Origin of the sequence: Halolamina pelagica, assembly GCF_001307315.1 — an archaeon.
GTDB classification, from domain to species: Archaea; Halobacteriota; Halobacteria; order Halobacteriales; family Haloferacaceae; genus Halolamina; species Halolamina pelagica_B.
Window position 1 is genome coordinate 1 of the sequence record NZ_LGUC01000001.1, and the last position, 26,969, is coordinate 26,969.

The following is a 26,969-nucleotide window of genomic DNA, read 5'->3' on the forward strand; positions in this document are numbered from 1 at the left end:
CGCAGAAAGAGGGATGCGGTTCATTAGTTGACTAGAATTATAACATCTGTTTAGGATTATCCTAGCCAACTGGTGATTTTGATTCTAATATTTTTTTTTTTGCATTATTTAGAGGCCGATTATTGAATTCACCTCCTGCTACGAGCAGGTGAAGACCCGGTTGAACCAAACTCGTAGTTCGTGATGGCGACGACCACTCTCTCGGAAACATGTTGCGTGCCATCGTCTGTAATGATAGTCAGAGATCAGGTAAGTCGGCCGAAAAGAAAAGACCAAATTACTAGGAGGAATCTACCGAAAGGAGATTCCAATACATGGCCAATTACCAAAACTGCAAACATTAATGAACCTATTGGTATTATCTGACTGACGAGCATTTATCATTTTCTGATTTTCAACAAGGCTAAGACAGTACAGCAATATCGTCGATTATGATTCACGATGTAGAGGTTAAAAGCCTCCAAGTGAATGCTGACGAACGCGGCCATCTCGTCGAAGTATTCCGAACCGACTGGGAGAGTACAACATCGACCCAGCCATGTCCTACTACTCCATGACTACCCCGGAATCATCCGGGCGTGGCACCGCCACCTCGAAGGACAGAACGATCACTTTGTCTGCCCACAGGGTCGCATCAAGGTCGGCGTCTACGACGATCGCGACGACTCACCCACCCAGGGCGAACTCAACACGTTCGTCATCGGTGAGCACAACCAGAAGCTCATCCACATCCCTGGCGATTGCTGGCACGGCTTCAAAGCCATCGGCGACAAACCCGCCCTCCTCATCAACTACCCCACCGAACTCTACGACTACGAGAACCCCGACGAGGAGCGCATCCCATACGACACAGACAAAATACCTTTAGACTGGGAAGAACCACCTCACGAGTAGTACATGAAGGGCGTCTTACTTTCCGCGGAACTGGCTCTCGACTCCGTCCGATCACCCATACTGGACCGAAACAGCTGGTCCCCGTCGCGAACAAGCCAGTCCTCGAGTACGCGATTGAGGACATCAAGAGGCTGGCATCACCGAAATTGGCGTCATCCTCGGAAACAAAGGTCGGGAAGAGATCCAGGAACTCCTCGGCGACGGCTCGAAGTACGGCGTCGACATCACATACATCGTCCAAGGAACCCCCTCGGGCTCGCTCACGCGGCTGGCTGCGCGCGAGAGTTCGTCGGCGATGACGACTTCGTGATGTACCTAGGCGACAACATCCTGAAGTCCGGTGTTACCGAGCTCGTCGAGAGCTTCGAGGCCGGTAACTATGGGGCGGGTATCGCGCTTCAGGAGGTCGACAACCCTCAGGCGTTCGGCATCGCCGACGTCGACGACGAGGGCAACGTCACAGAGCTCATCGAGAAGCCCGACCAACCGCCGACGAACCTGGCGCTCATCGGGATGTACGTCTTCTCTCCGGCGGTGTTCGACGCCATCGACGACCTCGAGCCGTCCTGGCGCGGGAGCTCAGATTACCGACGCCATTCAGGACCTCCTCGAAGACGGCCACGAGATCGACTCCCACGTCGTGACCGGCTGGTGGAAAGACACAGGAAGCCCGAGGACATTCTGGAGGCCAACCGCCTCGTCCTCGAGGATAAGGAACTCACGACGGCAGGGGTCATCGAAGACGGCGCCGAAACCGACGGCCGGATAGAGCTCGCAGACTCGTCCGTCATCGAGTCCGGCGCCGTCGTCCGTGGGCCCGTCTCGATCGCTGAGAACGTCACGATCCAGGGCGGAACCTACGTGGGACCGTACACATCAATCGGCGCCGACTCCACGCTGGAGAACATCCACATCGAGAACAGCGTCGTCATCGGCGGCTCCGAGATCTCGGCCTCGGGCCGCATCGTCGACAGCCTCCTCGGCCGGAACGCCGACGTCGAGAGTGCCGACGAACTCCTGCCCGAAGGTCGACGACTCGTCGTCGGCGAGAACTCCCAGCTCAAACTCTAACCATGCGCATCATCACCCACTCCTGCCCGGCCTGTGGAACCGTCATCGCGGCGAACGAACTCGAGGACAACCGCGTGATGAAGTGTCCGGGACTGGACTGCCAGGAGGTGCTCCGGTTCGACGACCTCCCCGAGGATGCACGCGAGCACTTCCTCGAACACCGAGACCGGTACCAGATCTAGCGGAACGCTTCCTCTATCGCCTCGATATCTTCTCGTAACGTCGGCTGTTCCCGATTCAGAGTCGACTCAAGCCGAGCAACGTTCAGACAGCTGTATGTCGGCCTTGTTGCTTCCCGTTCCACGTCGGCGACAGACCCCTCTCGAAGATCCGCATCCTCGTCGACGTACTCGGAGAGCAACTCCCCGAACTCGTAGGGAGTAACACAGCTGCGGCAGGCGACATGGAACAGGCCATCGGCCCCTTGCGCTGCAAGATCGAGCAGCACGTCTGCAGCCTGCCCGGCTCGTGTTGGAGTCACCCACTGATCTATAAACAACGGCACGTCATCCCCGTCGAGGAACTTCCCACGTACCCACGCAGGGAACCCTGTGAGCTCCTCGTCTCCGCGATGAACTCCCCACACGAACGACAGTCGGGCTATCAGAGCGCTCTCTTGTACCTCCTCGACTGCCTGTTCACCTGCCAACTTGGACTCCCCGTAGGCCTGTACCGGGTTCATTTCGTCGGTTTCGTCGTACGGCACGCGTGCAGTTCCGTCGAAAACGTAGTCTGTGGAAATATGGACGAACTCAATATTCTCGCGACGGCACTCCGCAGCCATCTCACCAGGTGCCTCACCGTTGAGTTCGTAAGCCAGTTCCGGGTTCGTCTCGCAGGCGTCTACATCGGTCATGGCCGCACAGTTGATGACGGCTTCCGGCTCGTGTTCCGCAAGGATGTTCCTGAATACGTCGTAGTTCCGGAGACCGTGCTGGTCCAGCGGATATCGAACGCTGGCCGTTCGGAGTGATACGTACCACGAACGTCCCAGCCACGCTGTTGAGCGGTGTGAACGACGTTGCTGCCGAGGAGACCGTTCGCGCCGACGACGAGGAGCCGCATACGCTAACCTTTCAACAGTAAGGTAAATACGTGCCGCTCGTAAGCCAATAGTATGCGAATTCTCGTTACTGGCGGAGCCGGATTCATCGGGTCGAACTTCGTCCACCACGTCCTTTCTGAACACGAAGACGACGAGATCGTCACGCTCGACGCACTCACCTACGCGGGGTCAAAAGACAACCTCGAAGGCGTACTTGACAATCCCCGTCACGAGTTCGTCAAGGGTGACATCCGCAACGAAGAGCTCGTCCGTGACCTCGTCGACGATGTCGACGCAATCGTCAACTTTGCGGCTGAGTCTCACGTCGATCGATCGATCGAGGGAGCGAAACCGTTCGTCCAGACGAACGTCGAAGGGACGCAGGTGCTCCTTGACGCTGCGAAAGAGGCGGACATCGATCGGTTCCTCCAGATCTCGACGGACGAAGTGTACGGGCAGATCCTTGACGGGAAATTCTCGGAGGACGACAAACTCTCGCCGCGAAACCCCTACTCCGCGACCAAGGCGGGCGCTGATCACCTCGCCCAGAGCTACGAAACGACCCACAATCTTCCTGTGCTCATTACGCGCACGTGTAACAACTTCGGCCCGCGTCAGAACCCAGAGAAGCTCATCCCCAAGTTCATCCTGAACGCAGCAAACGGAGAGAACCTCCCCGTCTATGGCGATGGGTCAAACGTCCGGGAGTGGATTTATGTGGAGGACAACTGCCGGGCACTCGATGTCGTCCTCCGTAAGGGCGAGGTCGGGGAGGTCTACAACATTGGGAGCCACGCGGAGAAAACCAATCTCGGGGTTACGGAGGCAATCATCAATGCCGTCGGTGCGTCTGACGATCTCATTGAGTTCGTTGAAGACCGTGCTGGACACGACCAGCGGTATGCGCTGGAAACTGAGAAGATCGAGGCACTTGGGTGGGATCCGGAATACACCTTTGAGGAGGGGCTAGAACGTACGGTCGATTACTACATCGGGTAATCACTTACAGAAGAAAAGGTCTGGTAGTTCTCAACCAGATATCTCTACTTCAAGCTTCCACTTGCTTCCCCTGTAACCGCTCCTCTGCCTCATCTCGATCCTCGGGATACCCAACGTCGATCCGCCAACCTTCCAACCCAATCGCATCGATCGTCCGACCACTCTGAATCAGCAGGTCAATCGCCTCCGAAATTTCGTACTCGCCACGGTTAGAAGGCTGCACGAGGTGACACGCGTGGAAAATCGCCGGGCTGAACGTGTAGAACCCGGTCATCACCAGGTTCGACGGCGGCTCTTCTGGCTTCTCCACTACGTCAGTAATCTCCCCGTATTGATTCGTGTCACACACCCCGTACCGACTAGCATCCTCCCAGTCAACCTCCTCCACGAGGAACGCCGCATCTGCCCGGTCCTCCTGCTGCCGACGAACCACGTCTTCCAGATTCGCTTGGAAGATGTTGTCCCCGAGCATCAGCATGAAGTCGTCGTCAATGTGCTCTTCGACGTTTAACAGCGCATGCGCGAGCCCTTTTTGTTCACGCTGGTGGGCGTACGTAATCGGCACCCCCTCGAACTCGTCGCCGTAGTGCTCGATGATGTTCTGTTTCAGGTAGCCAACCACCACCACCAGTTCATCGGCGCCCAGCTCCACCAACTGCTCGAAACAGTGGGTCAGGATCGGCTTCCCGTCGACCTCGACCATCCCCTTCGGTTTGTCTTCCGTGAGCGGACGCAGGCGCGTCCCCTCGCCGGCAGCAAGTACGACAGCTTTCATGACTATGTTGGAGTTGCCATACACCGCCATATGTCTTTTCACACGGATAACCAAACCTATGAGTGACCCTCTTGCTTACCCGACCCCATGCACCTCTCTGTCGTCGGCAGCGGCTACGTCGGCACCACGATCGCGGCCTGCTTCGCGGACCTCGGCCACGACGTCGTCAACGTCGACATCGACGAAGAGATCGTCGACGCCATCAACGCCGGCGAAGCGCCAATCCACGAGGACGGCCTCCCTGAGCTCCTCGAGAAACACGCCGGCTCCAACAGCACAAACCGCCTCCGTGCCACCACAGACTACGCCGAGCTCCTCAACACTGACGCGACCTTCCTCTGTCTCCCGACGCCGCAGAACGACGACGGCAGTATCGACCTCTCCATCATGGAGACCGGCGCCGCACAATTAGGCGCCACACTCGCCGACAAGGACGACTGGCACACCGTCGTCGTGAAAAGCACCGTTATCCCCGGCTCCACCGAAGACAAAATCACCCCCATCCTCGAGAGAGAATCAAACAAGATCGCCGGCGAGGACTTCGGTATCGGCATGAACCCCGAGTTCCTCCGAGAGGGAACTGCAGTTCACGACTTCCTCGACCCGGACAAAGTCGTCCTCGGCGCCGATGACGACCGCGCGCTCGCGGACATGCACGAAGTGTTCGACCCGCTCATCGACCAGACCGATGCCCCGGTCGTCGAAACTGACACTAGGACGGCGGAAATGATCAAGTACGCGAACAACTCCTTCCTCGCGGCCAAGGTCAGCCTGATCAACGACATCGGGAACATCTGCAAGGAGCTCGGCGTCGACGCCTACGAGGTCGCCGACGCAATCGGCCTCGACGACCGTATCGGTGCGCAGTTCCTCCGCAGCGGCTTGGGCTGGGGCGGCAGCTGCTTCCCCAAGGACACCGCAGCAATCCGCGCAGCGGCCCGTCAGCACGAGTACGAGCCGCTCATGCTCGACGCCGCCACCGAAGTGAATGACGAGCAACCAACGCGCCTCCTCTCGTTCATGGACGACCACGTCGACGTCCGCGGAAAGCGAGTCACCGTCCTTGGCCTCGCGTTCAAGCCCGGGACTGACGACGTCCGTAACTCCCGGGCCATCCCCGTCATCGAAGGCCTCCAGCAGCGTGGCGCTAAGGTCGTCGCCTACGACCCTATCGCTGCCGAGAACATGCGCGAGCACTTCCCCAACATCCAGTACGCAGAAAGCCCTGCGGCCGCGCTCGACAGCGCCTCGGCTGCCCTAATCGTCACCGACTGGGAGGAAATCACCTTGCTCGACAAGGAGTTCGACGCCATGGCCACGCCTGTCGTCGTCGACGGCCGCCGCGCGATCGATCGCAGAGACGGAATCGTCTACGAAGGCCTCACCTGGTAACTGTCGTTTCGACCAGTTCTGAAGCTCGCATAAATCCGTCGCCTATCCCCCGTAATTATGCCATAATTTGAAGAATGCTGAACATTTATGACCCCGCCGCCCTACAGTCATATCTAGCGAATCACCAGACGGCGACGAGTGCTGTAACGCAGCGTGACGATATCTAATCGACGCCCGCCGGAACATTTATAAGTAACCCGGCGCCGTCGTGTGAATACGAATCGTCACGTTTCGTGGCTGTACCTGCAGGAAATTGGCAGGTATAGTGAGATATTTGATAAACAGTGGCGTCGATTGGATCACCAGTCACCACACCATTGACTGCTGTCTACGAAAGAGAGGTAAGAACCAGATAAATCGGGACCCATTAGTGAATCGCCATGTACCACATGTCATGAGCCGATACCCTCGATCTGTACGCTCTTCTCGCGTGAAGTGTATCCCGTGTAACGCACCGGCCGCCGAAACTGTCGACGGCGACTACGTCTGTGTTGAGTGTGGCGACACAGTCGTCGGCGACGAGGATTGACACCCGGGATCGATCGACACCCTTTCCACCAACTATCGAACACGAACTCCCATGCAGAACCAACGCGTCCTCGTCACTGGTGGCGCGGGCTTCATCGGCTCAAACCTCGCGAATCAACTCGCCGAGACGAACAACGTCATCGCCGTTGACGACCAGTACCTCGGCACGCCCGACAACCTTGACGAAGCAGTGGAGTTCGTCGACGCATCCGTCGTCGACGACGATCTCCCCACGGACGTCGACGTCGCGTTCCATTTGGCGGCACTCTCCTCCTACAAAATGCACGAGGACAACCCCGCGAAAGGCGCCCGCGTCAACGTCGAGGGGTTCGTGAACACGATCGAACAGGCCCGCAAGGACGGCTGCGACACCGTCGTCTACGCGACCACGTCCTCCATCTACGGCGACCGGACCGAACCCTCTCCCGAAAGCATGGACGTCGAAGCCCGAACCGGGTACGAAGCCTCGAAACTCGCCAGGGAGCGCTACGCCGAGTACTTTCACAACTTCCACGACATGACCCTCGCCGGCCTGCGATTCTTCTCGGTCTATCAGGGCTTCGCCGGCGCCGAGGAACACAAAGGCGAGTTCGCCAACACCGTCGCCCAGTTCACCGACAAGATCGCCAACGGCGAGCGGCCGGAACTGTTCGGCGACGGCACGCAAACCCGCGACTTCACGCACGTCGACGACGTCGTCCGCGCCTGCGAACTCGCCGCCGACCATGAACTCCAGGGCATCTACAACGTCGGCACGGAGGAGAGCTACACGTTCAACGAGATGGTCGCGATGATCAACGACGAACTGGGCACCGACGTCGACCCGAAGTACATCGAGAACCCGCTGGAGGTGTACGTCCACGACACGATGGCCGACTACTCGAAACTCCACGAGGCCACGGGCTGGGAGCCGACGATCGACTTCGAAGAAGGTGTCGCGCGAGTTTGTGAGCCGTACACGGACTCGGTGGTCACGGAGAACTAACCACACTCATGAGCCGCTACCCTCGAACCGTCCGATCCTCGCGTGTAAAGTGCATCCCCTGTAACGTCCCTGCCGCAGAAACCATCGACGGCACGTACGTCTGCGTCGAATGCGGCGACACCGTCATCGGCGCCCGAGACTAACGCGCACCTTTCTCCACGACTACCCCGTATTCCTCCCATTGCGACACGTGGGAGTATCTCGTGAGCGCTCACAGGGAGCCGCTGGGGCGATTAACCAACAGATGTCGACGGTATGGCGCGATGTGTTGGTTAAGACTGCGCACTCTCGAAGTCTCGACCTCCGTCTCGAGTCCGTGAACCAGTACGGACTAGCGTCGCTGCCACGAAACGCCCACTCAACAAACCCTCGGCCACCAGCGACCCCTACTGAACAGCCACCCGAAGAGCCGTGACCCGTCACGAGGACATAGAGTTAACAAGAAGGAAACAGATTATCCACTCGTGCGCCTCCTCAAGCGCCTCCGCAGCGTCGTCGACGACGAGCCCACAGCGATGTGGGAGTGTCGACGCTGCGGGGAAACGCTCGCAGCCGACACGGAGGTATGCCCGAACTGTGGGACCAGCGATATCGCCTGCTACCGGTTTAGCTAGTACTGGTGCGAGACGTTGCGGCATCGCCGCCGAGCGGGCGAGACGATCGGAGGGCAGACAGTAACGGACACTGATTTCGGCATCGGATCTGTATTGAGGGAGCCATACACTACCCAAGCCGCATTTGATACACATCAGGACCCGGATTTTGCGAAAGCGCTATTAATTCGGCATGTAACATATTTCGATGATGGGTCCCCGCGAAGAACTCAAAGAAAAGGTCCAACGCCGAACGGACAGCGTCGTCGATGCGACGGCCAACGGAACGGCAGCTGTTGGCCTCCACGATCCGAACCACGATATTGCGGCGTACGAGTCCCTCGACATCGTCAAGCGGGTCGAGCAGGCCTGTCCTGACGAAATCGAGATGCGGGTGTACGTTACCGCGCGACCGGGCGGCGTCGGCGTCAGCTGAGCCAGGGCGTCTAGACCACGACGCCTGAGTCACGGGCACCTCGCTCCTGCTTGCCGGCTCGTCGATGAACCGGCCCTGCCATCAATGTCGGTTTCCACGACGCGACACCATCCTGCGAAGAGAATCGACCTGCCGCAAGCCGTACTCCACGAGACCGCCGATCAGGAAGATCGCGAGAAAGACGAACCACGCCCCGAAGTAGAGTGCGTGGGCGTCCTCGACGCTCGCCGCAAACTCCGACCGAACGTCGATGACGATGAAGCCGGTGAGCAGCGTCGCTGGAACCACGAGCCGGTGGCGAACGAGCAGGTAGAGCGGCACCGCCGCGAGCAGCCACATCCCGACCGTGCTGGATGCATAGAGCACCCACTCGTAGCCACCGGTAATCGTCACGCCGAGTCGGCGAGCGAACCACACCATTACGACGAGGTGGAGTAGCCCACCCGCGGCGGCGACACTCACAGCCTGCCGTCGAGAGACGGGTGGGGAGAGCCAGTCCGGCAAGCCGGGGGAGCGGGCAGCCGTCGCCAGTCACTCCGGCTGACAGCCTCGACCAACCCAGCAAACAGGAACCCGACGAGCCAGACGGAGGCGTTCATCATGTAGCGCACGATGTACAGCCCGTTCTCGACGACGATGATACCGGTCGGTTCGTCGAGGCGCTCGAATTCGGCGACGTCATGGAACGTCGGTCCGGGTGGCGTGAGCTCCATCCCGAAAACGTAGCCAGTCGTGAGCACGAGGGCCAGCAGCGGAACGACGAGCCGGAAGCGAAGTGCAAGCCAGACTGGAACGGCGGCGACAACAACGAGCCCGCCATAGCGCCAGAGCAAGCCGATCGCTGTGTATTCGGCTGGGCCGACTGCGTAGCCAAGCTCAAGTGCAACACCCAGGAGTCCGGCCGCATGGAGGACACCGACCAACAGACTGCGTGTGATCCGACCGACGGAGGGCATACCTGAGTTGATGTCCGCTTTGGCATCTATCTTGTCCCCATCGAGGGAGCTTGGACGCTGGACAGCGGTATCGAAGGGGACGAACAGGTGAGACACGCCGCCCTACTGCGCTACTCGGTCGGGTCGTTCCCCGCGTTGCTCCGTGAGGAAGGCGCAACAAAACCACCGAAAAACTATTGCGCGTGTTACCACGACTCTAACTGTGACTGGCTACCAACAGACGCTGAAGCCGTTCCTCTGGCGTGCCGAAAACATCACCCCGGAGCGAGAGATCGTCGCCCGCACACACGAGGGGACGAAGCGGTACAGCTACGACGAGTACGGTGACCGCGTCGGGCAGTTGGCGAACGCCCTCGACGAGGCCGGCGTCGAAACAGGCGATCGCGTCGGGACGGTCTGCTGGAACACCGACCGCCACTTCGAGACGTACTTCTCGGTCCCGAACATGGGGCCCAGCTCCACACGATCAACCCGCTGCTGCCCGACGGCCACATCCAGCACATCGTCGACGACGCCGAAGACAAGGTGATCTTCGTCGACCCGTCGCTGGCCGAGAAGCTGGCCGCCGCGTACGACCCCGAGGCGTTCGAGAGCGTCGAGCAGTTCGTCGTCATGGGCTCGGAAGTGCCCGACCTGCCGCTCGAGCCCATCACCGACTACGAGTCGTTCATCGGCGACCAGTCGACGAGCTACGAGTTCCCGGAACTGGACGAGGAACAGCCCGCGGGGATGTGCTACACCTCAGGGACGACGGGGATGCCGAAGGGCGTCGAGTACACCCACAAGATGCTCCACGCCCACACGATGGCGACGATGGTCCCCCAGGCGCTGAACATCGACGACGCGGACGTGGTGATGCCGGTGGTGCCGATGTTCCACGTCAACGCGTGGGGATGCCGTTCTCGGCGGCCGCCGCCGGGGCCAAGCAGGTGTTCCCCGGCCCGTCGCCGGAGCCGGCGGACCTCGCCCGGCTCATCGAGGAGGAGGGCGTGACGCTGACCGCGGGCGTGCCGACGGTCTGGCTGGGCCTCCTCGACTACGTGGAGGAGCACGACGTCGACCTCTCCTCGCTCGAGCGGATCGTCATCGGCGGGGCGGCGGCCCCGGAGGCGCTTATCGAGCAGTTCGACGAACTCGGCGTCGAGGTCCTCCACGCGTGGGGCATGACCGAGATGTCCCCGATCGGGACGGTCGCGAACCTGAAACACGACCTCCTGGACGCCCCGAAAGAGCAGCAGTTCAACGTGAAGTCGAAACAGGGCTGATCGTGCCCGGCCTCGAGTTCAAGGTGATCGGCGACGACGGCGACGAGATCGAGTGGGACGGCGAGGCGTTCGGCGAGCTGCTCGTCCGCGGTCCCTGGGTGACGATGGAGTACTTCAACAGCCCGGCGGCGAACGAGGCGGACTTCGAGGGGTCGTGGCTCCGGACCGGCGACATCGTCACCGTCGACACGGACGGCTACATCGAGATCGTCGATCGGGCCGACGACGTGATCAAGTCCGGCGGGGAGTGGATCTCCTCACAGGAACTGGAGAACGCGATCATGGCCCACGACGACGTCAGCGAGGCGGCGGTCATCGGTGTCCCACACGAGCGCTGGCAGGAACGACCCGTGGCGATGGTCGTCGCGCCCGAGGGGACCGACCGCGACAAGTTGAGCGAGGAGCTCCGGGAGATGCTCCGCGAGGAGTACCCGAAGTGGTGGATCCCGGACGGGTTCGAGTTCATCGACGAGATCCCGAAGACGGCGACGGGGAAGTTCTCGAAGAAGGATCTGCGAGAGCTGTACGAGGGCGAAGAGAGCGAGCTGCTCGAAGAAGACGCGCCCGCAGACGCGGCCCCGGAAGGCGAGGACTGACCAGCCTCGCTGATTCCGGTACGGTTGGGGTTCGACCGGACGCGACAACGTAAAAAAGCTGAACTCAGTGTTTGTACCTCAGTCGGCCAATGACCGACACGCCCCTCCGTGCCTCAATTAGCCTTCGTGGGGTCATCCTCAACCGACGACGAACTGCTGCTCGTTCGTCGAGCGAGCGATAGCGGGTGGGAGCTCCCTGGCGGTCGACTCGAACCCGGCGAGAATCCCGTTCCCGGACTGCGACGCGAGATCGACGAGGAGACCGGCCTCGACGTCGCCGTCGACGAACCGGTCCACACGGTCGCGTGGCGCAACGACGCGGGCCGGGACCGGTTCGGCGTGTACTACTGCTGTTCCACGACGGATCGGGAGGTCTCCCTCAGTGCAGAGCACACGACGGCCGAGTGGACGCGCCCCGGCGTGGCCCGCCGACGGCTCAGCGACCCGCAGGCCCGGGGCGTCGAACGGGTGATGGAGCGTTCGGTATCCACGCTGTAGCCGGTGGACCCGCAACCCTCTTTTCCGCCCGCCGCCGACCCGCGGGTATGCAGTGGAAGCTCTTCGCCGATCTCGCCGAGGCCGCCGGTGACCGCACCGTCGCGGTCGACGTCGACGACGACGCGAGCGTCGGCGACGCGCTCGAGGCGCTACTGGCCGCGAAGCCGGCGCTCCGCGACCGGGCGCTGACCGAGGACGGCGATCTCCGGGGCGACGTGAACCTCCTCAAGAACGGCGAGAACGTCGACCCGGACGACGGCGTCGACGCCGGCGACGAACTCGCGCTGTTCCCGCCGGTCAGCGGCGGGTAGCCCCGCCTCGTCGGCTCGCTCGCGAGACCGGGGTTTCAACACGGCGCCCGACGACTGACTGCCCGAGATGGCGACGGCCACATTGATCGCGATCTGGCTCCTCGCGCTCGGAACGCTCGGCGTCGGCGCTACCTTCGCGTTCCGAACCGAGACCGCGATCGCCCTCCAGGAACGAGCCGCAGAGCGAATCAGCTCGACACCGCCTTCTGAGAACCCCGAGTTCTACGACGACACCCAGGAGCACCGGCTGTGGACGTTCCGGTTCGGCGGGGTCGTGCTCCTGATCGTCGGGTTCCTGCTGCTCGGGGTGGCGGCTTACGGGACGTTCGTCGTCGACTCCTTCCCGCCCTAGCGGTCGCGGGGAAGTCGGTGCACTCGGCGTCCGTGCGTGCGCGTTCGGCCGCGGCGTCGATGTCGAACCCGCGGACCAGTTCGCCGTCCCGCAGCAGCGGCTGCATGAGCGACTCGGCGTCGTCGGGGCCCTCGCGGCTTCGCAGCCCGACGTGGTGGCCGCCGTCGTCGGTGCGGTAGACGGCTTTTGCGCCCGAAAGCTTCCCCCGCTTGGCGGCCGGCTCGCCGTCGACCTCGACGATGTCCAGCGCGAAGTCGACGGGGTCGGCGTTGCTGACGTAGCCACCGACGCCGAACCCGTCGGCCACGTCGCGTAGCTCGCGGATCGACGCTGGGTCGATGCCGCCGCTGACGAACACGTCCACGTCGCCGTGGCCGCGGGCGTCGAGCTCCCACTGCACCTCCCGGACGATGTGCCGGAAGTCGCCGCGGCGCGAGCCCGTCGTGTCCAGCCGGACGCTGTCGAGATCGTCGCCCAGCGCCTCGACGGCGCGGAGCACCTCGTCGACCTCGTCGCTGTAGGTGTCACAGAGCGCGACGCGGGGCACGTCGGCGGCGACGGCGTCGTCGAAGGCGCGCCAGGCGTCCTCCTGATTGCCCCGGCCGAAGCAGATCAGCAGTGCGTGTGGCATCGTCCCGCCCGCCTCCCGATCGAGCACCTCGCCCGCGGCGACGTTGGAGATGCCGTCGAGCCCGCCGACGAGCGCCGATCGCTCGACCATCGCGCCGATCGAGGGGTGGACGTGGCGGGTGCCGAAGCTCAACACCGTCGACTCCGGCGCCGCGCGCCGCGCCCGGAGCGCGTTGGTCGCGACCGCCGAGGCGTGAGAGAGAAAGCCCAAAAGCGCCGTCTCGTACCGGGCGAACTCGAGGTACGTCCCCTCGATCCGGAGCACGGGGCCGCCGTCGAACAGCGTCCCCTCCGGGAGCGCGTCGGCGTCGATCGGCAGCCCTTCGAGCAGGTGGGCGGCGTCACGCAGCCCCGCGAGGAGTTCGAACTCCCCCGTCGGGAACTGGTCGGCCGTGACCTCGGCGACGACGTGGGGGTTGTGCCCTGCGTGCTCCAGGGTCTCGGCCGTTCGGTCGAAGTAGGCGTCCGTCGCATCGCCTGACTCGATCGCTTCGGGTGGGATGATGTCGAACTCGCTCATGATCTGGGAGTCGCCCCGACGCCGGCGGGTCGTCCGTGGGCACTGTCTGGGGCGTGTGAACAAAAAGTCCTGTCAAACGGCGCGATCGGCAGCCGAGTGGGTTCAGCCGGGCGGTCCGTTCGTTCGGCGTCGACAGGTTGCCTACTCGGACTCGTCCAACTGCTCGGCCAGCGTCACCGCGTCGGCGGCGACCGTGGTGTAGTCGACGCCGGCCTCGTCGGAGACCAGGCGGATGTGCGAGGCCAGCAGCGAGAGTGCCTGCATCCCCTCCTGCTGGTGATCGTCCGCCTGCTGGGCGAACGTGGAGTCTACCTCGCGGCCGTCGCGGACGACGCCGACGTAGAGCGCGGTGGCGTCCTCGCCGAGCAGGTCGCGGGCCTCAGAGACCCGCTGGGCGAACTCCGCGTCCTCGTCGCTCCCGGCATCGTCGCCGGTAGCGTGATCGCCGTCAGCGTCGTGGTCGTCCTCACCGGCCTCGGCCGGTGCGCCGTCTTCGCGAGTGTCGTCGACCACGGGAATCAGTCGTCAGGCCGCGGTCGGGCGACGAACAGCGTCTCGACGATGCTGAATGGGTCGTACACGGACTGGTGGCAGGCGCAGTAGACGCCGTCCTCGCCGCCGAAGGAGGCGGAGGACTGAGTCTGCTTGTACCCCGGCACACAGCAGAAGTGGGTACACTTGTTGAGCCACGCAATGAACCCGTCCTGCGTGCTGGCGCTGAGCCAGTCGACGATGGCCTGGTCGGCGTCGGTGTTGCCGTTGGCGATATCCTCGATGATCGGACTCCGGATCACCTGGATCGGGATGGTGTTCTCGGTGTCCTCGGAGCGCCAACGACCGGTCGCCGGCTTCCCGATGCCGGCCTTCCCGATGCCGTTGCCCCACGACTCGTAGTCCTCGAACATGTCGACGTTGAGGCGGTCGCCGCCTTCGAGTTCCTCGCTCTGCCAGTCGTAGGCGGGGCCGGAGTCCGAGCGGAAGTAGTTATCCGACTCGTAGCCCGGTACGATCCCCTGGTAAGACTCGACACCGCAGTACTGGAACCACTCCGAGGAGTAAGTCTGGCCGCCCATCTCGGCCTCCGCGACCTCGATGGTTCGGCCGCCCTGGTCGACCTCCTCGACTTCGGGCCAGAACCCCTTGAGGTACCCCTCGTCGTCGATCTCGACCGGGATCAGGGGCATCCCACGCGGTGCGGGCCCCGCAGTGTTCTCGATGGCCATCGCCGTCGTCGAGCCACCGCCCGACCCCGGCGACTGGGTCGTGGAGTTGATACCGACCGCGCCGGTCGTCCCGACAGCGGCCAGCCCAGCGCCGCCCACGACGCCCTTCACGAACCGCCGCCGCCCCGATTCGGCGGGATACTTGTCCTCGTCTGCGCTCATGTCCAATACGTCGGTGCCGCGTTCTCAAAAGCATGGCGAAGCACCCGAGCAACTGGGGACGGCGCGTCAGTCAGCCCGGTAGGCGATCCCGTCGGGATGGATCCCCGCGTCGAAGCGCTCGACCTCGTCGAACGACTCGGTGTCGATCACCGAAATATCGTTGGTCTTGTTGTTCGCGACGAACGCCCGATCGCCCGACGGGTCGAAGGCGGTCCCGCCGGGCCAGATACCCACGGGGATGCGTTTGACCTCCCACGGCCGGCGCTCGCCGTCGCGGACGAACGCCGTGTCGATCACCGACACGTCGTCGCTCTCGCGGTTGGCCGTGAGCGCGTAGCGTCCCGCGGGGTCGAACACCAGCCGGACCGGCGTCGTTCCGAGCATCGCGGTGCTGGTCTCCTCGTAGCTCCCGCCGTCGAGGACGGTGAGGTTGTCGTCGTCCTGGTTCGCCACCAGCAGTTCGCCCGTGTCGGGGTCAACGGCGAACCCTTCCGGCCCCTCGCCGACCGGCGGGTCGGCGACGACGCGGCGCTCGTCGGCGTCGACGACGGTCACCGAGTCGCTGCCGATGTTGGCGACGTACGCGGTCTCCTCGTCGGGGCCGAACGTGACCATGTGGGAGTACTCCTGGTGGGTCGGGAACGTCTCGAGGAGTGCCTCGGTCTCGAGGTCGAACACGAACAGCTGGCTGCTGTACGTCGACGCCAGCCAGAGTTCGCCCGCGGATTCCCGGACGGCGAGCCCGTGGGGGAACTCGAACAGGTCGTGCTCGAAGCGGTCCCGGACCTCGCGGGCCTCGTTGTCGAGGAAGAGCAGCGAGTTCCCCAGCGAGCAGGTGACGTAGGCGGTCTCGCCGGACGGCGAGAGCGCGATCTCGTGGGGTTGAAGTCGGTCTCGACGGTCGCGAGCGTCTCGCCCGTGTCGGCGTCGAGGTAGTCGACGGTGTCCTCGTCCTTGTTGAGAACGATGAGTTCGCCCATGGGCGTACTTCGACAGAGCGTGGGTTAATCGCGAGGGTTCCGGAAATCGCGTTACCGTACCTTCCCCCGGGCCTGCACTTCCCAGAGATCCGCGACCTCGCCGTCGCGGACGCCGACGATCAGGTCGTGCAGGTTGATCGTCGTACAGACGTGGGGACGATGAACTCGAGTCGGTCGCCGACTTCGAACGACGCCTCGGACTCGCTGGTGTCGATCCAGCCGTGCTCCTCGCTGGCGTTGACGTACTCGATGTCGTCGCGGTGCTTCGGGACGGGCAGCTGGGGTTTGTCCAGCGAGAACGTCTTGCTGCCGCCGTCGACGACGAGGCGGTCGTCGTCGGGCACCGAGATCACCGTCGTCAGCACCGTCGCCGTGCAGTCGTCCTTCGACACTTCCCACGGCCGGAGTTCGAGTTCGCCCACGTCGTTGAACGGGTACATCCCCGGGTTGATCTCGGTGACGACGGGGTGGCGGGCGCTGTAGCGCGAGGTGGCCGTGCCGCCGACTTTGACCTCGGGCACCTCGATCCCGGCGGCCTCGATGTCGTCGACGACCTCCTGTGCGAGCTCCATCGCCGCCCACGCGCGTTCCTCGAACTCCTGTTCCGTCGACGCCTCGCTCTTGACGTGGGCGTCGTAGGCGAGGAGCCCGTCGAACGCGAGCGCGTCGGCGTCGGCGATTCGTCGGGCGAGCTCCGCCGCTTCGTCGGGCGCGACGCCGGTCCGGTTGAGCCCCATGTCGACCTCCAGCACCGCGTGGAGCGTCCGGTCGTTGCGCTCGGCGGCCGCCGCGAGCGCGTCGACCGTCGCCACGGAGTCGACCGTCGTCGCCAGAGCGTCCACTTTCCCGTCGAGCCAGCAGAGCCGGTCGAGTTTCGACTCGCCGACGACCTGGTAGGAGAGGTACACGTCGTCGATCCCGTTGCGGGCCATCGTCTCCACCTCCCCGAGCGTCTGACAGCAGATTCCGGTGTCGCCGGTGAGTTCGACCTCACGGGCCGCCAGTGCGGCGTTCTTGTGCGTCTTGACGTGTGATCGCAGCTCGACGTCGTGCTCGTCGGCGACGGCGGCGTACTCGCGGATGTTGCGCTCCATCGCGTCCACGTCGGCGAGCAGCACCGGCGTCTCGAGGTCGTCGACGGGCTCACCGAGTCGGGGGCCCATCTGGTCGCTGGTCCAGGTGGTCATGCCGAGAAGCCCGGCCGGCGGCGAGAAAAACTGCCGGGAAGCGGTGATTCGCTACCGTAGCATCCGCGAACAGGAGCCACAGAGGTTCTCCTCTTTCACGTCGACCTCCCGCACCGTCGGCGAGAACGACATCACGCACTTGCTGTTGTCGCAGTGTTCCAGCCCGAAGTTGTGGCCCATCTCGTGGACCACCTCCTTCCGGATGCGGTCGGCGAACACCTCCGAGGTGGGTTTGGTGGAGATGCCGCCGTCGGAGGAGGTGTTGAGCCGGTGGGTCGAGATGACCGAGCCACGGCCGTTGAGGTAGGCCAGTCCGAACACGTAGTTGCGCTGGCGGTAGTAGAGGTCCTCGGTCGTGATGGCGATGTTCTTCTCCCCGTTGCCGGTGTTGCTCGCCACCTCGATGAAGCGCTCGGCGCGGTACTGGCTCCGCCCGCGGTCGAGCGCGTCATCGGGGATCGGCTGCTCGTTCCGAACGCCGACGTCGCAGTCGTAGACGGCCCGCAACGCCTCTGACGCCTCGCGTTTGGCGCGGCTCGGGACCGACCCGACTGGAACGATGTCGACGTGCATATGCCACCACACGCCGAGGATCAGCATAAACCCTCGGCATGAACAGCCAAACTGATTCTTCAATCGTCCGACGGCTTCGGGGCGCCGGCCGGCTGCTGGAGGTCGGCATCGGCGACCGCACCGGCGTCGCGGCCGGGCTCGTCGACGCCGGCGCCGACGTGCGCGCCACCGACGTGCATCCCGTATCAGTGCCCGATGGCGTCCGGTTCCGCGTCGAGGACGTGACGACCGTCGACGAGCCCGACGCGTTCCACCGCGTCGATGTCGTCTACGCGCTCAACTGCCCGCCCGAACTCCACCGCCCGATCGCCGACCTCGCCGAGCGTGTCGGGGCGACGTTCGTGTTCACCACGCTCGGCTACGACGAGCCGTCGATCCCCGTCGAGCGCGAGCAGTTGGGTGGGGGCGACGCCCCCGGGTGACGCTGTACCGCGCCGCCACCCGCGAGGCCCGGCGCTGACGCCGCCGCGAGTCGCAAACGCCTTTCGCCCCCGGGACCGAGCGGGGGTATGCACGCGGACGCGGTCGTCCTCGACGTCGACGGCGTGCTCGTCGACGAGTCGGACTCATACCGGCGGGCGATCATCGAGACGATCGAACGGCGCCACGGCACGACGATCGAGCGCGGGACCGTCCAGCGCTTCAAGGAGGCCGGCGGCTTCAACAACGACTGGGAGCTCACCGACGGTGCGACGCTGTTCGTGCTCGCCCGGGCGGCGGGCTACACGGGCGACGCCGCCGAGTTCACCGACGCCATCGCCGCCCGCGAGGACGGCGGGGTCGCGGCCGCCCGCGCAGTCCTGCGCGAGGCCGCGGCCCGGGACGGGTTCGACGCCGACGCCGTCGAGGCCGAGTGGGACCCCGAGGGGATCCGGGAGACGTTCCAGGCGCTCTACCTCGGCGCCGACCTGTTCCGCGAGATCGAGGGCGGGGAGCCACCGTTCGAGGCGCCGGGCTACATCCACGACGAGCCGGTGATCCTGGAACCCGGCACCGTCGAGGCGCTGCAGTCCCGGTTCCCCGTCGGGGTGCTGACCGGCCGCCCCGAAGCCGAGGCGGAGATTGCGCTGGGGCGTGCTGGCCTGTCCGTGCCCGAGGAGCACCGGTTCACGATGGACGACTGGGCAGAGGGGAAGCCCCACCCCGCGCGCTGACGACGCTGGCGGAGCGGTTCGACGCCGAGTCGGTCGCCTTCGTCGGCGACACGCTGGACGACGTGCGGACGGCCGTGAACGCCGCCGAGGCCGATACGTCGCGGGAGTACCACGGCGTCGGCGTCCTCACGGGCGGGCTGACGGGCGAGTCCGGTCGCCGGAAGTACGAGGCGGCGGGCGTGGCGGCGGTGATCGACTCGGTGAACGACCTCCCTGACCTGCTGGACTGAGGCTCGCGGCGACGCCCCAGCCACCTGCCGCTCGCACAATCCTTACGTCGCGACCGACCGGAGTCTCGACTATGGATATCGCGATCCTTGGCGGCACGGGCGACATCGGCGAGGGGCTCGCCCTCCGGCTGGCGTACCACACGAACCACGAGGTGCTGATCGGCTCGCGGGACGCCGAGAAGGCCGAGGCCAAAGCCGCGGAGTACGAGGCCGAACTCGACTCCCGCGGGATGGAGCTGACGATCGACGGCGGGGCCAACGCGGACGTGGCGACGCTCGCGGACGTGGTGATCGTCGCCGTCCCGCCGTACTACGTCACCGACACGATCGAGGCCGTCGCCGACGACTTGGACGCGGGCGACATCCTCGTCACGCCCGCGACGGGGATGGACCGGGACGACGACGGGTTCCACTACGCGCCGCCGCCCGCGGGCAGCGTCACCGAACACGCCGCGAGCGCGGTGCCCGACGGCGTCGAACTCGTCGGCGCGTTCCACAACCTCGCCGCGGGGCGACTGGCCAATTTGGACGCCGACCTCGGCGTCGACACGTTCGTCGTCGGCGACGACGGCGACGCGAAGGGGATCGTGACCGACATCGCCGAAGGGATCGACGGCCTGCGCGCGCTCGACGCCGGCGGGCTCGGCAACGCCGCCGAGGTGGAGTCGCTCACGCCGTTGCTCATCAACGTGGCGGCGAACAACGACGGGCTGCACGACCTCGGGCTGGAGCTGAAGTAGTCCGCCGTCCCGAAACCTCGACAGGCAACGGTGTACCGGGAACTACAGGTCGCTCGCGCCGTAGGTCCGCGGTATGAGCAAGACGGTTCACGAGCTTCGGAACGAGATCCGGGTCGGCGTCGGCCGGTACGAGCGGCAGGTATCCTCCGGGTTCACGAAGGAGGCGTTGGCCGCGATCTGTGAGTCGGTGGATGCGGACGTGGACACCGCGGTGATCCCCGGGAAGGACGTGATGCGGCAGGCTATCAGCGACGAAGTGGCTGGCGTCGACGGCAGTCGCGATCAGACCAGCGGCTTCCGGAAAGCGGAACTCGAGGCGATCGCTGCCGAACTGGACGGGAACTAAAACCGCGCTTCGAGCTCCTCGCGCAGGTCGTTGGGGCCCATCTCCTTCATCGAGAGCAGCACCAGCAGGTGATAGAGGAAGTCCGCGCTCTCGGCGGCCAGCTCCTCGCGATCGTCGTCCTTCGCGGCGAGGATCAGCTCCGTCGACTCCTCGCCCAGCTTCTCGAGCACCGCGTTCTCCCCCTTCTCGTGGGTGAACAGCGACGCCGTGTAGCTGTCCTCGGGCAGGTCGCGTTTGCGCTGCTCGATCGTCTCGAACAGGGCGTCGATGGTGTCGGCGTCGAGCTCCGCCTCGCTCTCGTCGGCAGTCTCGGGGTCGCTCACTCTCCCGCCACCTCGACGGTGTCGAAGAAAGCGAGGTCGTGGATGCGGGAGTCCGACGTGAGTTCGGGGTGGAACGAGGTGCCGACGACGGGGCCCTGGCGGACTGCCACGGGGTCGTCGTCCCAGCGTGCGAGCACCTCCACCGAATCACCGTCGTTGATCGGTGCGCCGCTGCCGTCGCCGACCCGATCGATCAGCGGCGCGCGGATGAACACCGACGGGAACGGGGAGTCGAGTCCCTCCACGTCCAGTGGCGCTTCGAAGGAGTCCTTCTGCCGGCCGAACGCGTTGCGATCGACGGTCACGTCGATGAGGTCGAGCGTCTCGACGCGCTCGTCCTTCGCGTCGGTCGAGGCGACGATCAGACCCGCACACGTCGCGAGCACGGGCTTGCCCGCGGCGACATGGTCGCGGATCTCCTCGTCGATCCCCTCCCGTTCGAGGAGTCGGGAGATGGCCGTCGACTCGCCGCCGGGCATGAGGAGCACGTCGCAGTCGGGGACGGTGCCGGACTGCCGGATCTCCACCACCTCGGCCTCCTCGCCGTGGGCCGCGGCGGCGCGCTCGATGGCGGCGGCGTGCTCGCTCACGTCGCCCTGGACCGCGATGACGCCTGCTTGCATGGCTAGAGGTGGGCGGGCGGCGCGCAAAAAGGGTGCGTTCGGCCCCGGGCTCAGAGCGCCCGGAGGACGAGAACCAGCACGCCGAACAGCATCCCGGCGGCGACGACGGTGCGCGGGTCCATTCGGATGGCGTTGCGGTCCTCGGCGTCGAAGTAGCGGACCAGCCCCGCGCTGGACATCAGTCCGCCGCTGTCGCTTCCGCTCATACGCTCACGTGATCCCCTGAGCCGCCTAAACCTTCCGGAAGCGAGATGGGGGCGAAACGGCCGGAACCGGCACGTGGGAAACCCTTATGCGCTGTCACGGCTAACGCCGGGTCACGCTATGACTGTCCGACTGAAGGATTTCTACGCCGACTGGTGTGGCCCGTGTAAGACCCAGGATCCGATCCTCGAAGAGCTCGAAGAGGAGTACGCCGACGTGGAGTTCGAGAAGATCGACGTCGACTCCGACCAGGAGACCGCCAACGAGTACTCCGTGCGCTCGCTGCCGACGCTGGTGATCGAGAACGACGACGGCGTCGTCGAGCGCTTCGTCGGCGTCACCCAGCGCGACGACCTCGAGGAGGCGATCAACCGGGCCCAGCAGGGCCAGCAGGCGGCCTAATTCACTCGCCAAGCTGCTTCGTTTTTCCCGCCCGAGAGCGGCCGCGCCGTCGTTCGGCCCGAAAGTAAGGGTTAAACGCCCGCCGAGAGAACCCGGGTGTATGGCTAAGTTCGAAGAAGCGGAGGAGCGCATCCTGAACAAACAGATCTGCATGCGCTGTAACGCCCGCAACCCCCAGCGCGCCCAGCACTGCCGGAAGTGCGGCTACGGGAAGCTCCGACCCAAGGCGAAGGAACCGCGCTCGGCCTGATCTCGCCGCGTTTTTCTACGCAGTCGACTGCCACAGCGGCGCCGCCGGCCTACTCGTCGGGGTACTTCGGCTCCCGGCGTTCGGCCCGCTCGAGCGCGCGCTCGATCACGTCCCGGACCGACTCGCCCGCCGTCGCCTCGAAGGGGTCGCCGTGGCCGGCGTACAGCCCCGTCACCGAGTCCGGGAGCCGGTCGAGGATCGTCCGCAGGCTCTCGATCAGGCGCTCGCGGTCGCCGGTCGGGTGATCGGTCCGGCCGAAGCTGCCGTCGTCGAACGCGCCGTCGTTGTACACCACCACGTCGCCGCTGAACAGCGCCGTCTCGCCGACGAAGGCGACGTGGTCGGCAGCGTGGCCCGGCGTGTACACCACCTCGTGGGTCTCGTCGCCGATCTGTAGTTCATCGCCGTCGTCGATCACGTGGGTCCGTCGCGGGTGGTCGTCGTAGGCGAACAAATCGGCGTCGAACGCGTCGAGCACCGAGTCGAGTTGCTCGACGTGGTCCCCGTGCTGGTGGGTGAGAACCACGCGGTCGAGGTCGTCGACGTGGGTTCGGATCTCGTCGACGACGCCCGGCATCGCGCCGGCGTCGACCAGCGTCGTGACCTCGCCGTCGACGAGGTAGACGTTGCTGGTGAACTGCTCGGCGTCGGCGGTGACGTTGACGGGACTCATGGGTGTTCGTTCGCGGGAGGGGAGTAAAACGCCGGCGACGGCGAATGCCGGCAATTGGCAGCCGGGATCGGCGACGGCGGATACCGGCAATTGGCAGCCGGCATCGGCGGCAGCGGACGCCGGCAACACTCAGCCGGGTTCGGCGCCAGCGGCCACCAGTATCGATCAGCCGGCACCTACAGCAGCGCCGCGGAGTTATTCGGCCTATGGCTGTGCCTGCGAGCGAGGGCGATCGGCCGCCCGCGAGCCCGCCAGTAGGCGGCGGCAATCGCCAGACTCCGTCGAGGGTTGCGGAAACCGGCGATCCGCGCCACCCGTGTGGTATGGTATCAATACCTACCGCCCAAGCGTTTAACCCAAGGGAGCCACAAGATTGACGTGTAATGGGCTTCGGGAGCTACGATGAATCCGAGCAGGAGAATCAGCAGCTCGACATGAACGACGGCGACGATGCGGTCGACGCCGACGGCGGGACCCACGAGGGCTCCGTGGAGTTCGACAACGGAGCCTCCAACGACGAGCTCCTAAACCGCTTGGAGGAGATCAAGGACGATTAAGCCGGGGCAGCGCGCGCTCGGGGTGGCGTTCTCCGACGCCGAGTCCGTCGCCACCTGTGCCGGCGCCGTGGTGCGCGCCGACCGGGTCGTCGACGGCCTCGCCTACGAGCGCTGCACCGTCGGCGGCGACGACGCGACTGCCACAGTCGTCGCACTCGTCGACAGTATCGACAGGCCAGACATCGCCGCCCTCCTGCTCGCGGGGGTCGCCCCCGCGTGGTTCAACGTTCTCGACCTGCCCCGGATCCACGAGGCTACGGGGCTTCCCACTCTCGCCGTGTCGTTCGAAGCCAGCCCCGGGCTCGCGCCGGCGATTCGCGCGGAGTTCGACGGCGCCGACCGGGCGTGGCGCCTCGACAGCTACGACTCGCTGCCGCCGCGGCGCGCGCTCACCGTCAACGACGAGCAGGTGTTCGTGCGCGCCGTCGGCGCCGACGCAGCCGTCGCGGCGGACGCCACCCCCAACGCCGCGGACGCCGACGCCGTCCCGCGGCTCGCGCCGAACTGCGAGGCCGCCCAGCTCGTCCGCGGGTTCACGCCCGAAGGCGGGCGCCCCGAACCGCTCCGGGTGGCTCGGCTGGCCGCCCGGGCCGGGCGCGAACTGGGCACGCGACTGACTGCGCGCGACTGACCGGGCGCTCGGCCGGCGGCGCGACGGAGCGACGCCGATAAGCCCCGCCGCCACCAAGCGCCGGCAATGAGCGAGGAGCCGCCCGAACCGTCGGTCGCGCCGCTGCTCGAAGCGCTCTCGGTGCGGCGCAACGCCGCCGTCGGCGCCGCCGTTGGCGTGGCGCTGGCCGCGCTGGCGTACGTGTTCCGCCTCGGTCGCGCCGCGGGCCCGTTCGCGGGCACGCGACAGTTCCCAGTTCTCGGGGAGACGGGGTGGTTCCTGTTGCTCTCCGTCGTGCTCGCCAGCGCCGCGGCGCTGTTGGTCACGACGCTGCTAACGCTGCTCTCGCTCGTCGCACTCGTTCGCGAGGAGGCGTAGCTACGCGTCGAACTCGCGGCGGTCGCCCGCCAGCGCCGAGAGCCGTTCGGCGCCCGCGCGGGTCCCCTTCGCGACGAGCACGTCCCCCGCCGTGAGCCTGGTCGCCGCGTCGGGCGAGACCACCCACGACTGCGCCTCGCCCGGCCGCCGGATCGCGATCACGCGCATCCCCGTCTCGGTCGCAAGTTCGAGGTCGCCGAGCGTCCGGTCCGCGATCTCGGCGTCGTCGGCGACGGTGAGCCGGACGATCACCTCGTCGCTCTCCTCGACGGCGGCGGCGACGACGGGGTGGGCGCCCAGCCCCCGGAGGACGCCCTCGCTGATCTCCAGGGCCGCGTCGCTGATCGTCTCCGCCGCGGCCGCGAGATGGACCAGCCCCCGGAGTTCGACAGGATCGTCGACGCGCCCAGCGGCCCGGAGCGTCCACGCCTCCAGCCGGGACTTCAGCGCGTCGACCTCCGCCTCGAGTTCGGCCACCTCCTCGGCGACGGCCTCGCTGTCGAACAGCACCGAGCCGTAGGCGAGATCGACCGCGAGCTCGCTCATGTCCTTCATCGTGACGATGGAGTCGACCGCGCGTTCGAGGTCCGCACTGGATGGCTCGGTCGCCTGGGGACGCCGATAGGGCTCGCCGGTCGCGGTCTCGAACACCGCCGCCAGCCCCTCGTCGAGCCCGCGCAGCAGGAGCGCGTCGCCCGCGCGGAGCTCGGTGTCCTTGTCGGGGTTGGTGATCCACGCGCGCTTGCCGGTCTCACTGGCGCGGCGGATCGCGATGGCGCGGACGCCGCGCTCGGTCTCCATGTTGATCGCGCCCAGCGTCCGCCCGACGTAGTCGGCGTCGTCGGCGACGGTCGCCCGCACCAGCGCCTCGGTCGCCTCCGGGATCGCCGCCCGCATCGCGTCGGGGAGGCCGATCTCCTCGAGCACGATCTTCGCGATGTCGCCGGCGGCGTCGGCGATCTTCTCGGCGGCGCCGACGACGCCGAGCACGGGCGCCAACTGCTCGGCGTCCTCAGGGCTGCGGGCGGCCATGAGGAGGCTCATCCGCGCCTGCAACTGGAGCACGTCCATGCGCTCTTCGAGCGCGAGCACCTCCTCGGCCACCTCGTCGCTGCCCGATAGCACCGCGGAGTAGGAGAGGTCGATGAGGAGCTCCGCGGTGTCTTTCATCTCGGACAGCACGTCCTTGACGCTGACCGGTTCGTACGCCACGTCGGGCGCCATAGCTCACGCTTCAGCGGGACGGGGGATAAGAGTTGTCGGCCCGCGAGGCGTCCCGACGGGGGATTCCCAACCTCATCGCCCGGAACGGCAACGCTTTTTCGTCGACCGGACCAACCGTTAGCCCATGTCAGGAGAGGTTCAGAAAGGCCTGGAAGGTGTCGTCGTCGGGGAATCTCAACTCAGCTACATCAACGGGGACGAGGGACGGCTGATCTACCGCGGCCACGACATCGAGACGCTGGCGGAACACGCGACTTACGAGGAGGTGCTCTACCTCCTCTGGCACGGCTCTCTCCCCACGGAGTCCGAGCTCGCGGAGTTCACGGCGACGATGGCCGAGGAGCGCAGCGTCGACGACGAGGTGCTCGCGGCGCTGGCCGATCTGGCGGCCGCCGACGAGGCGCCGATGGCCGCGCTCCGGACCGCGGTGTCGATGCTGTCGGCCAGCGATCCCGAGCCCGACGCCGCCCCCGACGACCAGGCTGCGACCCTCCGACAGGGGCGGCGCATCACCGCGAAGATCCCGACGATCCTCGCGACCTACCAGCGCCTGCGCGACGGCGAGGAGCCGCTGGCGCCGAAGGCGGAGCTGAGCCACGCCGGGAACTTCCTCTACATGCTCACCGGCGAGGAGCCCGACACCGTCGCGGAGGAGACGCTGGACATGGCGCTGATCCTCCACGCCGACCACGGGCTCAACGCCTCGACGTTCTCGTCCATGGTGATCGCCTCGACGCTCGCGGACACGTACGCCGCGGTCACCGGCGGTGTCGGCGCGCTTTCGGGGCCGCTCCACGGCGGCGCCAACCAGGACGTGATGGAGACGCTGCTCGAGGTCGAGGACTCCGCGAAGGACCCGGTGCAGTGGGTAAAAGACGCCATCGACGCCGGCCGGAAGATCCCCGGCTTCGGCCACCGCGTCTACAACGTGAAGGACCCCGGGCGGTCATCCTCGAGGAGAAGTCCCGCGACCTCGGCGACGCCTCCGGCGAGCGCAAGTGGTACGACCACGCCAACGACATCGAGCAGTACCTCGTCGAGGAGGCCGGCTTCGCCGAGAAGGGGCTGGCGCCCAACGTCGACTTCTACTCCGGGACGGTGTACTACCAGCTCGGCATCCCCGTCGACATGTTCACGCCCATCTTCGCGATGAGCCGCGTCGGCGGCTGGGTGGCTCACGTGATCGAACAGCTCGAAGACAACCGCATCTTCCGGCCGCGGGCGAAGTACACCGGCAAGAAACAGGCAGACTGGACGCCGGTCGACGAGCGGTAACCGTCGTGC

At 65.4% G+C, this 26,969-nt stretch carries 31 protein-coding genes and 6 pseudogenes; 22 read left to right on the plus strand and 15 right to left on the minus strand.

Annotated features, from left to right (window positions below; genetic code table 11):
• The first annotated feature begins 431 nt into the window (after nucleotides 1-431).
• The 3 genes and pseudogenes from SY89_RS00005 (at nucleotide 432) to SY89_RS00015 (ending at nucleotide 2,147) form a co-directional block, all read left to right on the plus strand.
• A pseudogene (locus tag SY89_RS00005) lies at nucleotides 432-894 on the plus strand (dTDP-4-dehydrorhamnose 3,5-epimerase family protein).
• 3 nt (nucleotides 895-897) lie between these two features.
• A pseudogene (locus SY89_RS19210) lies at nucleotides 898-1,965 on the plus strand (glucose-1-phosphate thymidylyltransferase).
• A 2-nt stretch (nucleotides 1,966-1,967) separates the two neighbouring features.
• A complete protein-coding gene (locus tag SY89_RS00015) occupies nucleotides 1,968-2,147 on the plus strand; it encodes a hypothetical protein (RefSeq protein ID WP_054582629.1) in 180 nt (59 codons plus the stop codon).
• On the opposite strand, the pseudogene rfbD reads toward SY89_RS00015, so the two are convergent.
• Nucleotides 2,144-3,030 (minus strand): annotated as a pseudogene (gene rfbD, locus SY89_RS00020) (dTDP-4-dehydrorhamnose reductase). The gene SY89_RS00015 and the pseudogene rfbD overlap by 4 nt on opposite strands.
• Before the next feature lie 52 nt (nucleotides 3,031-3,082).
• On the opposite strand from rfbD, the gene rfbB reads away from it, so the two are divergent.
• Nucleotides 3,083-4,009 (plus strand): dTDP-glucose 4,6-dehydratase, encoded by a 927-nt coding sequence (gene rfbB, locus SY89_RS00025; protein WP_054582630.1) that lies wholly within the window; start codon nucleotides 3,083-3,085, stop codon nucleotides 4,007-4,009.
• A 49-nt stretch (nucleotides 4,010-4,058) separates the two neighbouring features.
• Here the strand turns inward: rfbB and aglF are convergent, their stop codons facing one another.
• Nucleotides 4,059-4,784 carry a UTP--glucose-1-phosphate uridylyltransferase AglF gene (gene aglF / locus SY89_RS00030; protein ID WP_054584628.1) on the minus strand — a complete coding sequence of 242 codons (726 nt, stop codon included), beginning with the start codon at nucleotides 4,782-4,784 and terminating at the stop codon, nucleotides 4,059-4,061.
• An 87-nt stretch (nucleotides 4,785-4,871) separates the two neighbouring features.
• Between aglF and aglM the strand changes: the two genes are divergently transcribed.
• The 4 genes from aglM to SY89_RS00045 all read left to right on the plus strand — a co-directional run bounded on the left by aglM (nucleotide 4,872) and on the right by SY89_RS00045 (nucleotide 8,718).
• Entirely contained in the window at nucleotides 4,872-6,176 is a 1,305-nt protein-coding gene (gene aglM / locus SY89_RS00035; RefSeq protein ID WP_054582631.1) for a UDP-glucose 6-dehydrogenase AglM, read from the plus strand.
• Between the two features lie 580 nt (nucleotides 6,177-6,756).
• A complete protein-coding gene (locus SY89_RS00040; protein ID WP_054582632.1) occupies nucleotides 6,757-7,689 on the plus strand; it encodes an NAD-dependent epimerase/dehydratase family protein in 933 nt (310 codons plus the stop codon).
• Nucleotides 7,690-8,153: 464 nt separating this feature from the next.
• Nucleotides 8,154-8,303, plus strand: coding sequence for a zinc ribbon domain-containing protein (locus SY89_RS16930; RefSeq protein WP_189319077.1), 150 nt, complete (start codon nucleotides 8,154-8,156; stop codon nucleotides 8,301-8,303).
• Between the two features lie 187 nt (nucleotides 8,304-8,490).
• Nucleotides 8,491-8,718, plus strand: coding sequence for a hypothetical protein (locus SY89_RS00045; protein ID WP_054582633.1), 228 nt, complete (start codon nucleotides 8,491-8,493; stop codon nucleotides 8,716-8,718).
• Between the two features lie 81 nt (nucleotides 8,719-8,799).
• On the opposite strand, the gene SY89_RS17920 is transcribed toward SY89_RS00045, so the two are convergent.
• Nucleotides 8,800-9,180 carry a hypothetical protein gene (locus tag SY89_RS17920; protein WP_239685464.1) on the minus strand — a complete coding sequence of 127 codons (381 nt, stop codon included), beginning with the start codon at nucleotides 9,178-9,180 and terminating at the stop codon, nucleotides 8,800-8,802.
• Nucleotides 9,177-9,674 (minus strand): hypothetical protein, encoded by a 498-nt coding sequence (locus tag SY89_RS17925; RefSeq protein ID WP_239685465.1) that lies wholly within the window; start codon nucleotides 9,672-9,674, stop codon nucleotides 9,177-9,179. The genes SY89_RS17920 and SY89_RS17925 overlap by 4 nt, the downstream gene beginning before the upstream one ends.
• Before the next feature lie 202 nt (nucleotides 9,675-9,876).
• Here SY89_RS17925 and SY89_RS18900 point away from each other — a divergent pair.
• The 3 genes and pseudogenes from SY89_RS18900 (at nucleotide 9,877) to SY89_RS00070 (ending at nucleotide 12,344) form a co-directional block, all read left to right on the plus strand.
• Nucleotides 9,877-11,535: pseudogene (locus tag SY89_RS18900) on the plus strand (long-chain fatty acid--CoA ligase).
• A gap of 126 nt (nucleotides 11,536-11,661) precedes the next feature.
• On the plus strand, nucleotides 11,662-12,033 hold the full coding sequence (locus SY89_RS00065) for an NUDIX hydrolase (protein WP_239685466.1): 372 nt from the start codon (nucleotides 11,662-11,664) through the stop codon (nucleotides 12,031-12,033).
• Nucleotides 12,034-12,080: 47 nt separating this feature from the next.
• Nucleotides 12,081-12,344 (plus strand): ubiquitin-like small modifier protein 1, encoded by a 264-nt coding sequence (locus SY89_RS00070; protein WP_054582636.1) that lies wholly within the window; start codon nucleotides 12,081-12,083, stop codon nucleotides 12,342-12,344.
• 188 nt (nucleotides 12,345-12,532) lie between these two features.
• On the opposite strand, the gene SY89_RS00075 is transcribed toward SY89_RS00070, so the two are convergent.
• The 4 genes from SY89_RS00075 to SY89_RS17945 all read right to left on the minus strand — a co-directional run bounded on the left by SY89_RS00075 (nucleotide 12,533) and on the right by SY89_RS17945 (nucleotide 15,909).
• On the minus strand, nucleotides 12,533-13,846 hold the full coding sequence (locus tag SY89_RS00075; protein ID WP_239685467.1) for a nicotinate phosphoribosyltransferase: 1,314 nt from the start codon (nucleotides 13,844-13,846) through the stop codon (nucleotides 12,533-12,535).
• A gap of 141 nt (nucleotides 13,847-13,987) precedes the next feature.
• Nucleotides 13,988-14,359, minus strand: a complete 372-nt coding sequence (locus tag SY89_RS00080) for a hypothetical protein (RefSeq protein WP_054582637.1) — start codon at nucleotides 14,357-14,359, stop codon at nucleotides 13,988-13,990.
• A gap of 5 nt (nucleotides 14,360-14,364) precedes the next feature.
• Complete coding sequence (locus tag SY89_RS00085) at nucleotides 14,365-15,231, minus strand: cytochrome b (RefSeq protein ID WP_054582638.1); 867 nt, start codon at nucleotides 15,229-15,231, stop codon at nucleotides 14,365-14,367.
• Between the two features lie 66 nt (nucleotides 15,232-15,297).
• Complete coding sequence (locus tag SY89_RS17945) at nucleotides 15,298-15,909, minus strand: YncE family protein (RefSeq protein WP_239685468.1); 612 nt, start codon at nucleotides 15,907-15,909, stop codon at nucleotides 15,298-15,300.
• Between the two features lie 66 nt (nucleotides 15,910-15,975).
• On the opposite strand from SY89_RS17945, the gene SY89_RS17950 reads away from it, so the two are divergent.
• Complete coding sequence (locus SY89_RS17950) at nucleotides 15,976-16,167, plus strand: hypothetical protein (protein WP_239685469.1); 192 nt, start codon at nucleotides 15,976-15,978, stop codon at nucleotides 16,165-16,167.
• 163 nt (nucleotides 16,168-16,330) lie between these two features.
• Here SY89_RS17950 and SY89_RS00095 read toward each other — a convergent pair whose 3' ends face one another.
• Nucleotides 16,331-17,398, minus strand: coding sequence for an alanine racemase (locus SY89_RS00095; RefSeq protein WP_204374400.1), 1,068 nt, complete (start codon nucleotides 17,396-17,398; stop codon nucleotides 16,331-16,333).
• A gap of 51 nt (nucleotides 17,399-17,449) precedes the next feature.
• The gene (locus SY89_RS00100; protein WP_054582639.1) at nucleotides 17,450-17,971 is read right to left on the minus strand and encodes an archaemetzincin family Zn-dependent metalloprotease; all 522 of its coding nucleotides are present in this window, start codon (nucleotides 17,969-17,971) and stop codon (nucleotides 17,450-17,452) included.
• A gap of 38 nt (nucleotides 17,972-18,009) precedes the next feature.
• Here SY89_RS00100 and SY89_RS00105 point away from each other — a divergent pair, with 38 nt between their 5' ends.
• The 4 genes and pseudogenes from SY89_RS00105 (at nucleotide 18,010) to SY89_RS00120 (ending at nucleotide 20,441) form a co-directional block, all read left to right on the plus strand.
• The gene (locus SY89_RS00105) at nucleotides 18,010-18,393 is read left to right on the plus strand and encodes a UPF0146 family protein (protein ID WP_054582640.1); all 384 of its coding nucleotides are present in this window, start codon (nucleotides 18,010-18,012) and stop codon (nucleotides 18,391-18,393) included.
• An 87-nt stretch (nucleotides 18,394-18,480) separates the two neighbouring features.
• Nucleotides 18,481-19,355 (plus strand): annotated as a pseudogene (locus SY89_RS00110) (TIGR01548 family HAD-type hydrolase).
• Between the two features lie 71 nt (nucleotides 19,356-19,426).
• The gene (gene npdG / locus SY89_RS00115) at nucleotides 19,427-20,095 is read left to right on the plus strand and encodes an NADPH-dependent F420 reductase (protein WP_054582641.1); all 669 of its coding nucleotides are present in this window, start codon (nucleotides 19,427-19,429) and stop codon (nucleotides 20,093-20,095) included.
• A 73-nt stretch (nucleotides 20,096-20,168) separates the two neighbouring features.
• A complete protein-coding gene (locus SY89_RS00120; RefSeq protein WP_054582642.1) occupies nucleotides 20,169-20,441 on the plus strand; it encodes a hypothetical protein in 273 nt (90 codons plus the stop codon).
• Here the strand turns inward: SY89_RS00120 and hisE are convergent.
• The 3 genes from hisE to SY89_RS00135 are packed head-to-tail and all read right to left on the minus strand — an operon-like array spanning nucleotide 20,438 to nucleotide 21,593.
• A complete protein-coding gene (gene hisE / locus SY89_RS00125; RefSeq protein WP_054582643.1) occupies nucleotides 20,438-20,764 on the minus strand; it encodes a phosphoribosyl-ATP diphosphatase in 327 nt (108 codons plus the stop codon). The two genes, SY89_RS00120 and hisE, sit on opposite strands and share 4 nt — an antisense overlap.
• Nucleotides 20,761-21,387 carry a pyridoxal 5'-phosphate synthase glutaminase subunit PdxT gene (gene pdxT, locus SY89_RS00130; protein WP_054582644.1) on the minus strand — a complete coding sequence of 209 codons (627 nt, stop codon included), beginning with the start codon at nucleotides 21,385-21,387 and terminating at the stop codon, nucleotides 20,761-20,763. The genes hisE and pdxT overlap by 4 nt, the downstream gene beginning before the upstream one ends.
• 50 nt (nucleotides 21,388-21,437) lie before the next feature.
• Nucleotides 21,438-21,593 carry a preprotein translocase subunit Sec61beta gene (locus SY89_RS00135; protein WP_054582645.1) on the minus strand — a complete coding sequence of 52 codons (156 nt, stop codon included), beginning with the start codon at nucleotides 21,591-21,593 and terminating at the stop codon, nucleotides 21,438-21,440.
• 118 nt (nucleotides 21,594-21,711) lie between these two features.
• On the opposite strand from SY89_RS00135, the gene SY89_RS00140 reads away from it, so the two are divergent.
• A complete protein-coding gene (locus SY89_RS00140) occupies nucleotides 21,712-21,993 on the plus strand; it encodes a thioredoxin domain-containing protein (protein ID WP_054582646.1) in 282 nt (93 codons plus the stop codon).
• 100 nt (nucleotides 21,994-22,093) lie between these two features.
• Nucleotides 22,094-22,243: a 50S ribosomal protein L40e gene (locus tag SY89_RS00145; RefSeq protein WP_054582647.1), complete on the plus strand. Its 150-nt coding sequence runs from the start codon at nucleotides 22,094-22,096 to the stop codon at nucleotides 22,241-22,243.
• Nucleotides 22,244-22,292: 49 nt separating this feature from the next.
• Here SY89_RS00145 and SY89_RS00150 read toward each other — a convergent pair whose 3' ends face one another.
• The gene (locus SY89_RS00150) at nucleotides 22,293-22,916 is read right to left on the minus strand and encodes an MBL fold metallo-hydrolase (RefSeq protein WP_054582648.1); all 624 of its coding nucleotides are present in this window, start codon (nucleotides 22,914-22,916) and stop codon (nucleotides 22,293-22,295) included.
• Between the two features lie 383 nt (nucleotides 22,917-23,299).
• Between SY89_RS00150 and SY89_RS00155 the strand changes: the two genes are divergently transcribed.
• From SY89_RS00155 to SY89_RS00165, 3 genes are all read left to right on the plus strand, one after another.
• Entirely contained in the window at nucleotides 23,300-23,473 is a 174-nt protein-coding gene (locus tag SY89_RS00155; RefSeq protein ID WP_054582649.1) for a DUF5786 family protein, read from the plus strand.
• Nucleotides 23,469-24,104: an endonuclease dU gene (locus SY89_RS00160; RefSeq protein ID WP_054582650.1), complete on the plus strand. Its 636-nt coding sequence runs from the start codon at nucleotides 23,469-23,471 to the stop codon at nucleotides 24,102-24,104. Before SY89_RS00155 ends, SY89_RS00160 begins: the two co-directional genes overlap by 5 nt.
• Nucleotides 24,105-24,170: 66 nt before the next feature.
• Nucleotides 24,171-24,461 (plus strand): DUF7536 family protein, encoded by a 291-nt coding sequence (locus SY89_RS00165; RefSeq protein WP_054582651.1) that lies wholly within the window; start codon nucleotides 24,171-24,173, stop codon nucleotides 24,459-24,461.
• On the opposite strand, the gene SY89_RS00170 is transcribed toward SY89_RS00165, so the two are convergent.
• On the minus strand, nucleotides 24,462-25,685 hold the full coding sequence (locus SY89_RS00170) for a potassium channel family protein (protein ID WP_054582652.1): 1,224 nt from the start codon (nucleotides 25,683-25,685) through the stop codon (nucleotides 24,462-24,464).
• Nucleotides 25,686-25,809: 124 nt separating this feature from the next.
• On the opposite strand from SY89_RS00170, the pseudogene citZ reads away from it, so the two are divergent.
• Nucleotides 25,810-26,960 (plus strand): annotated as a pseudogene (gene citZ, locus SY89_RS00175) (citrate synthase).
• The last annotated feature ends 9 nt before the right edge of the window (nucleotides 26,961-26,969 follow it).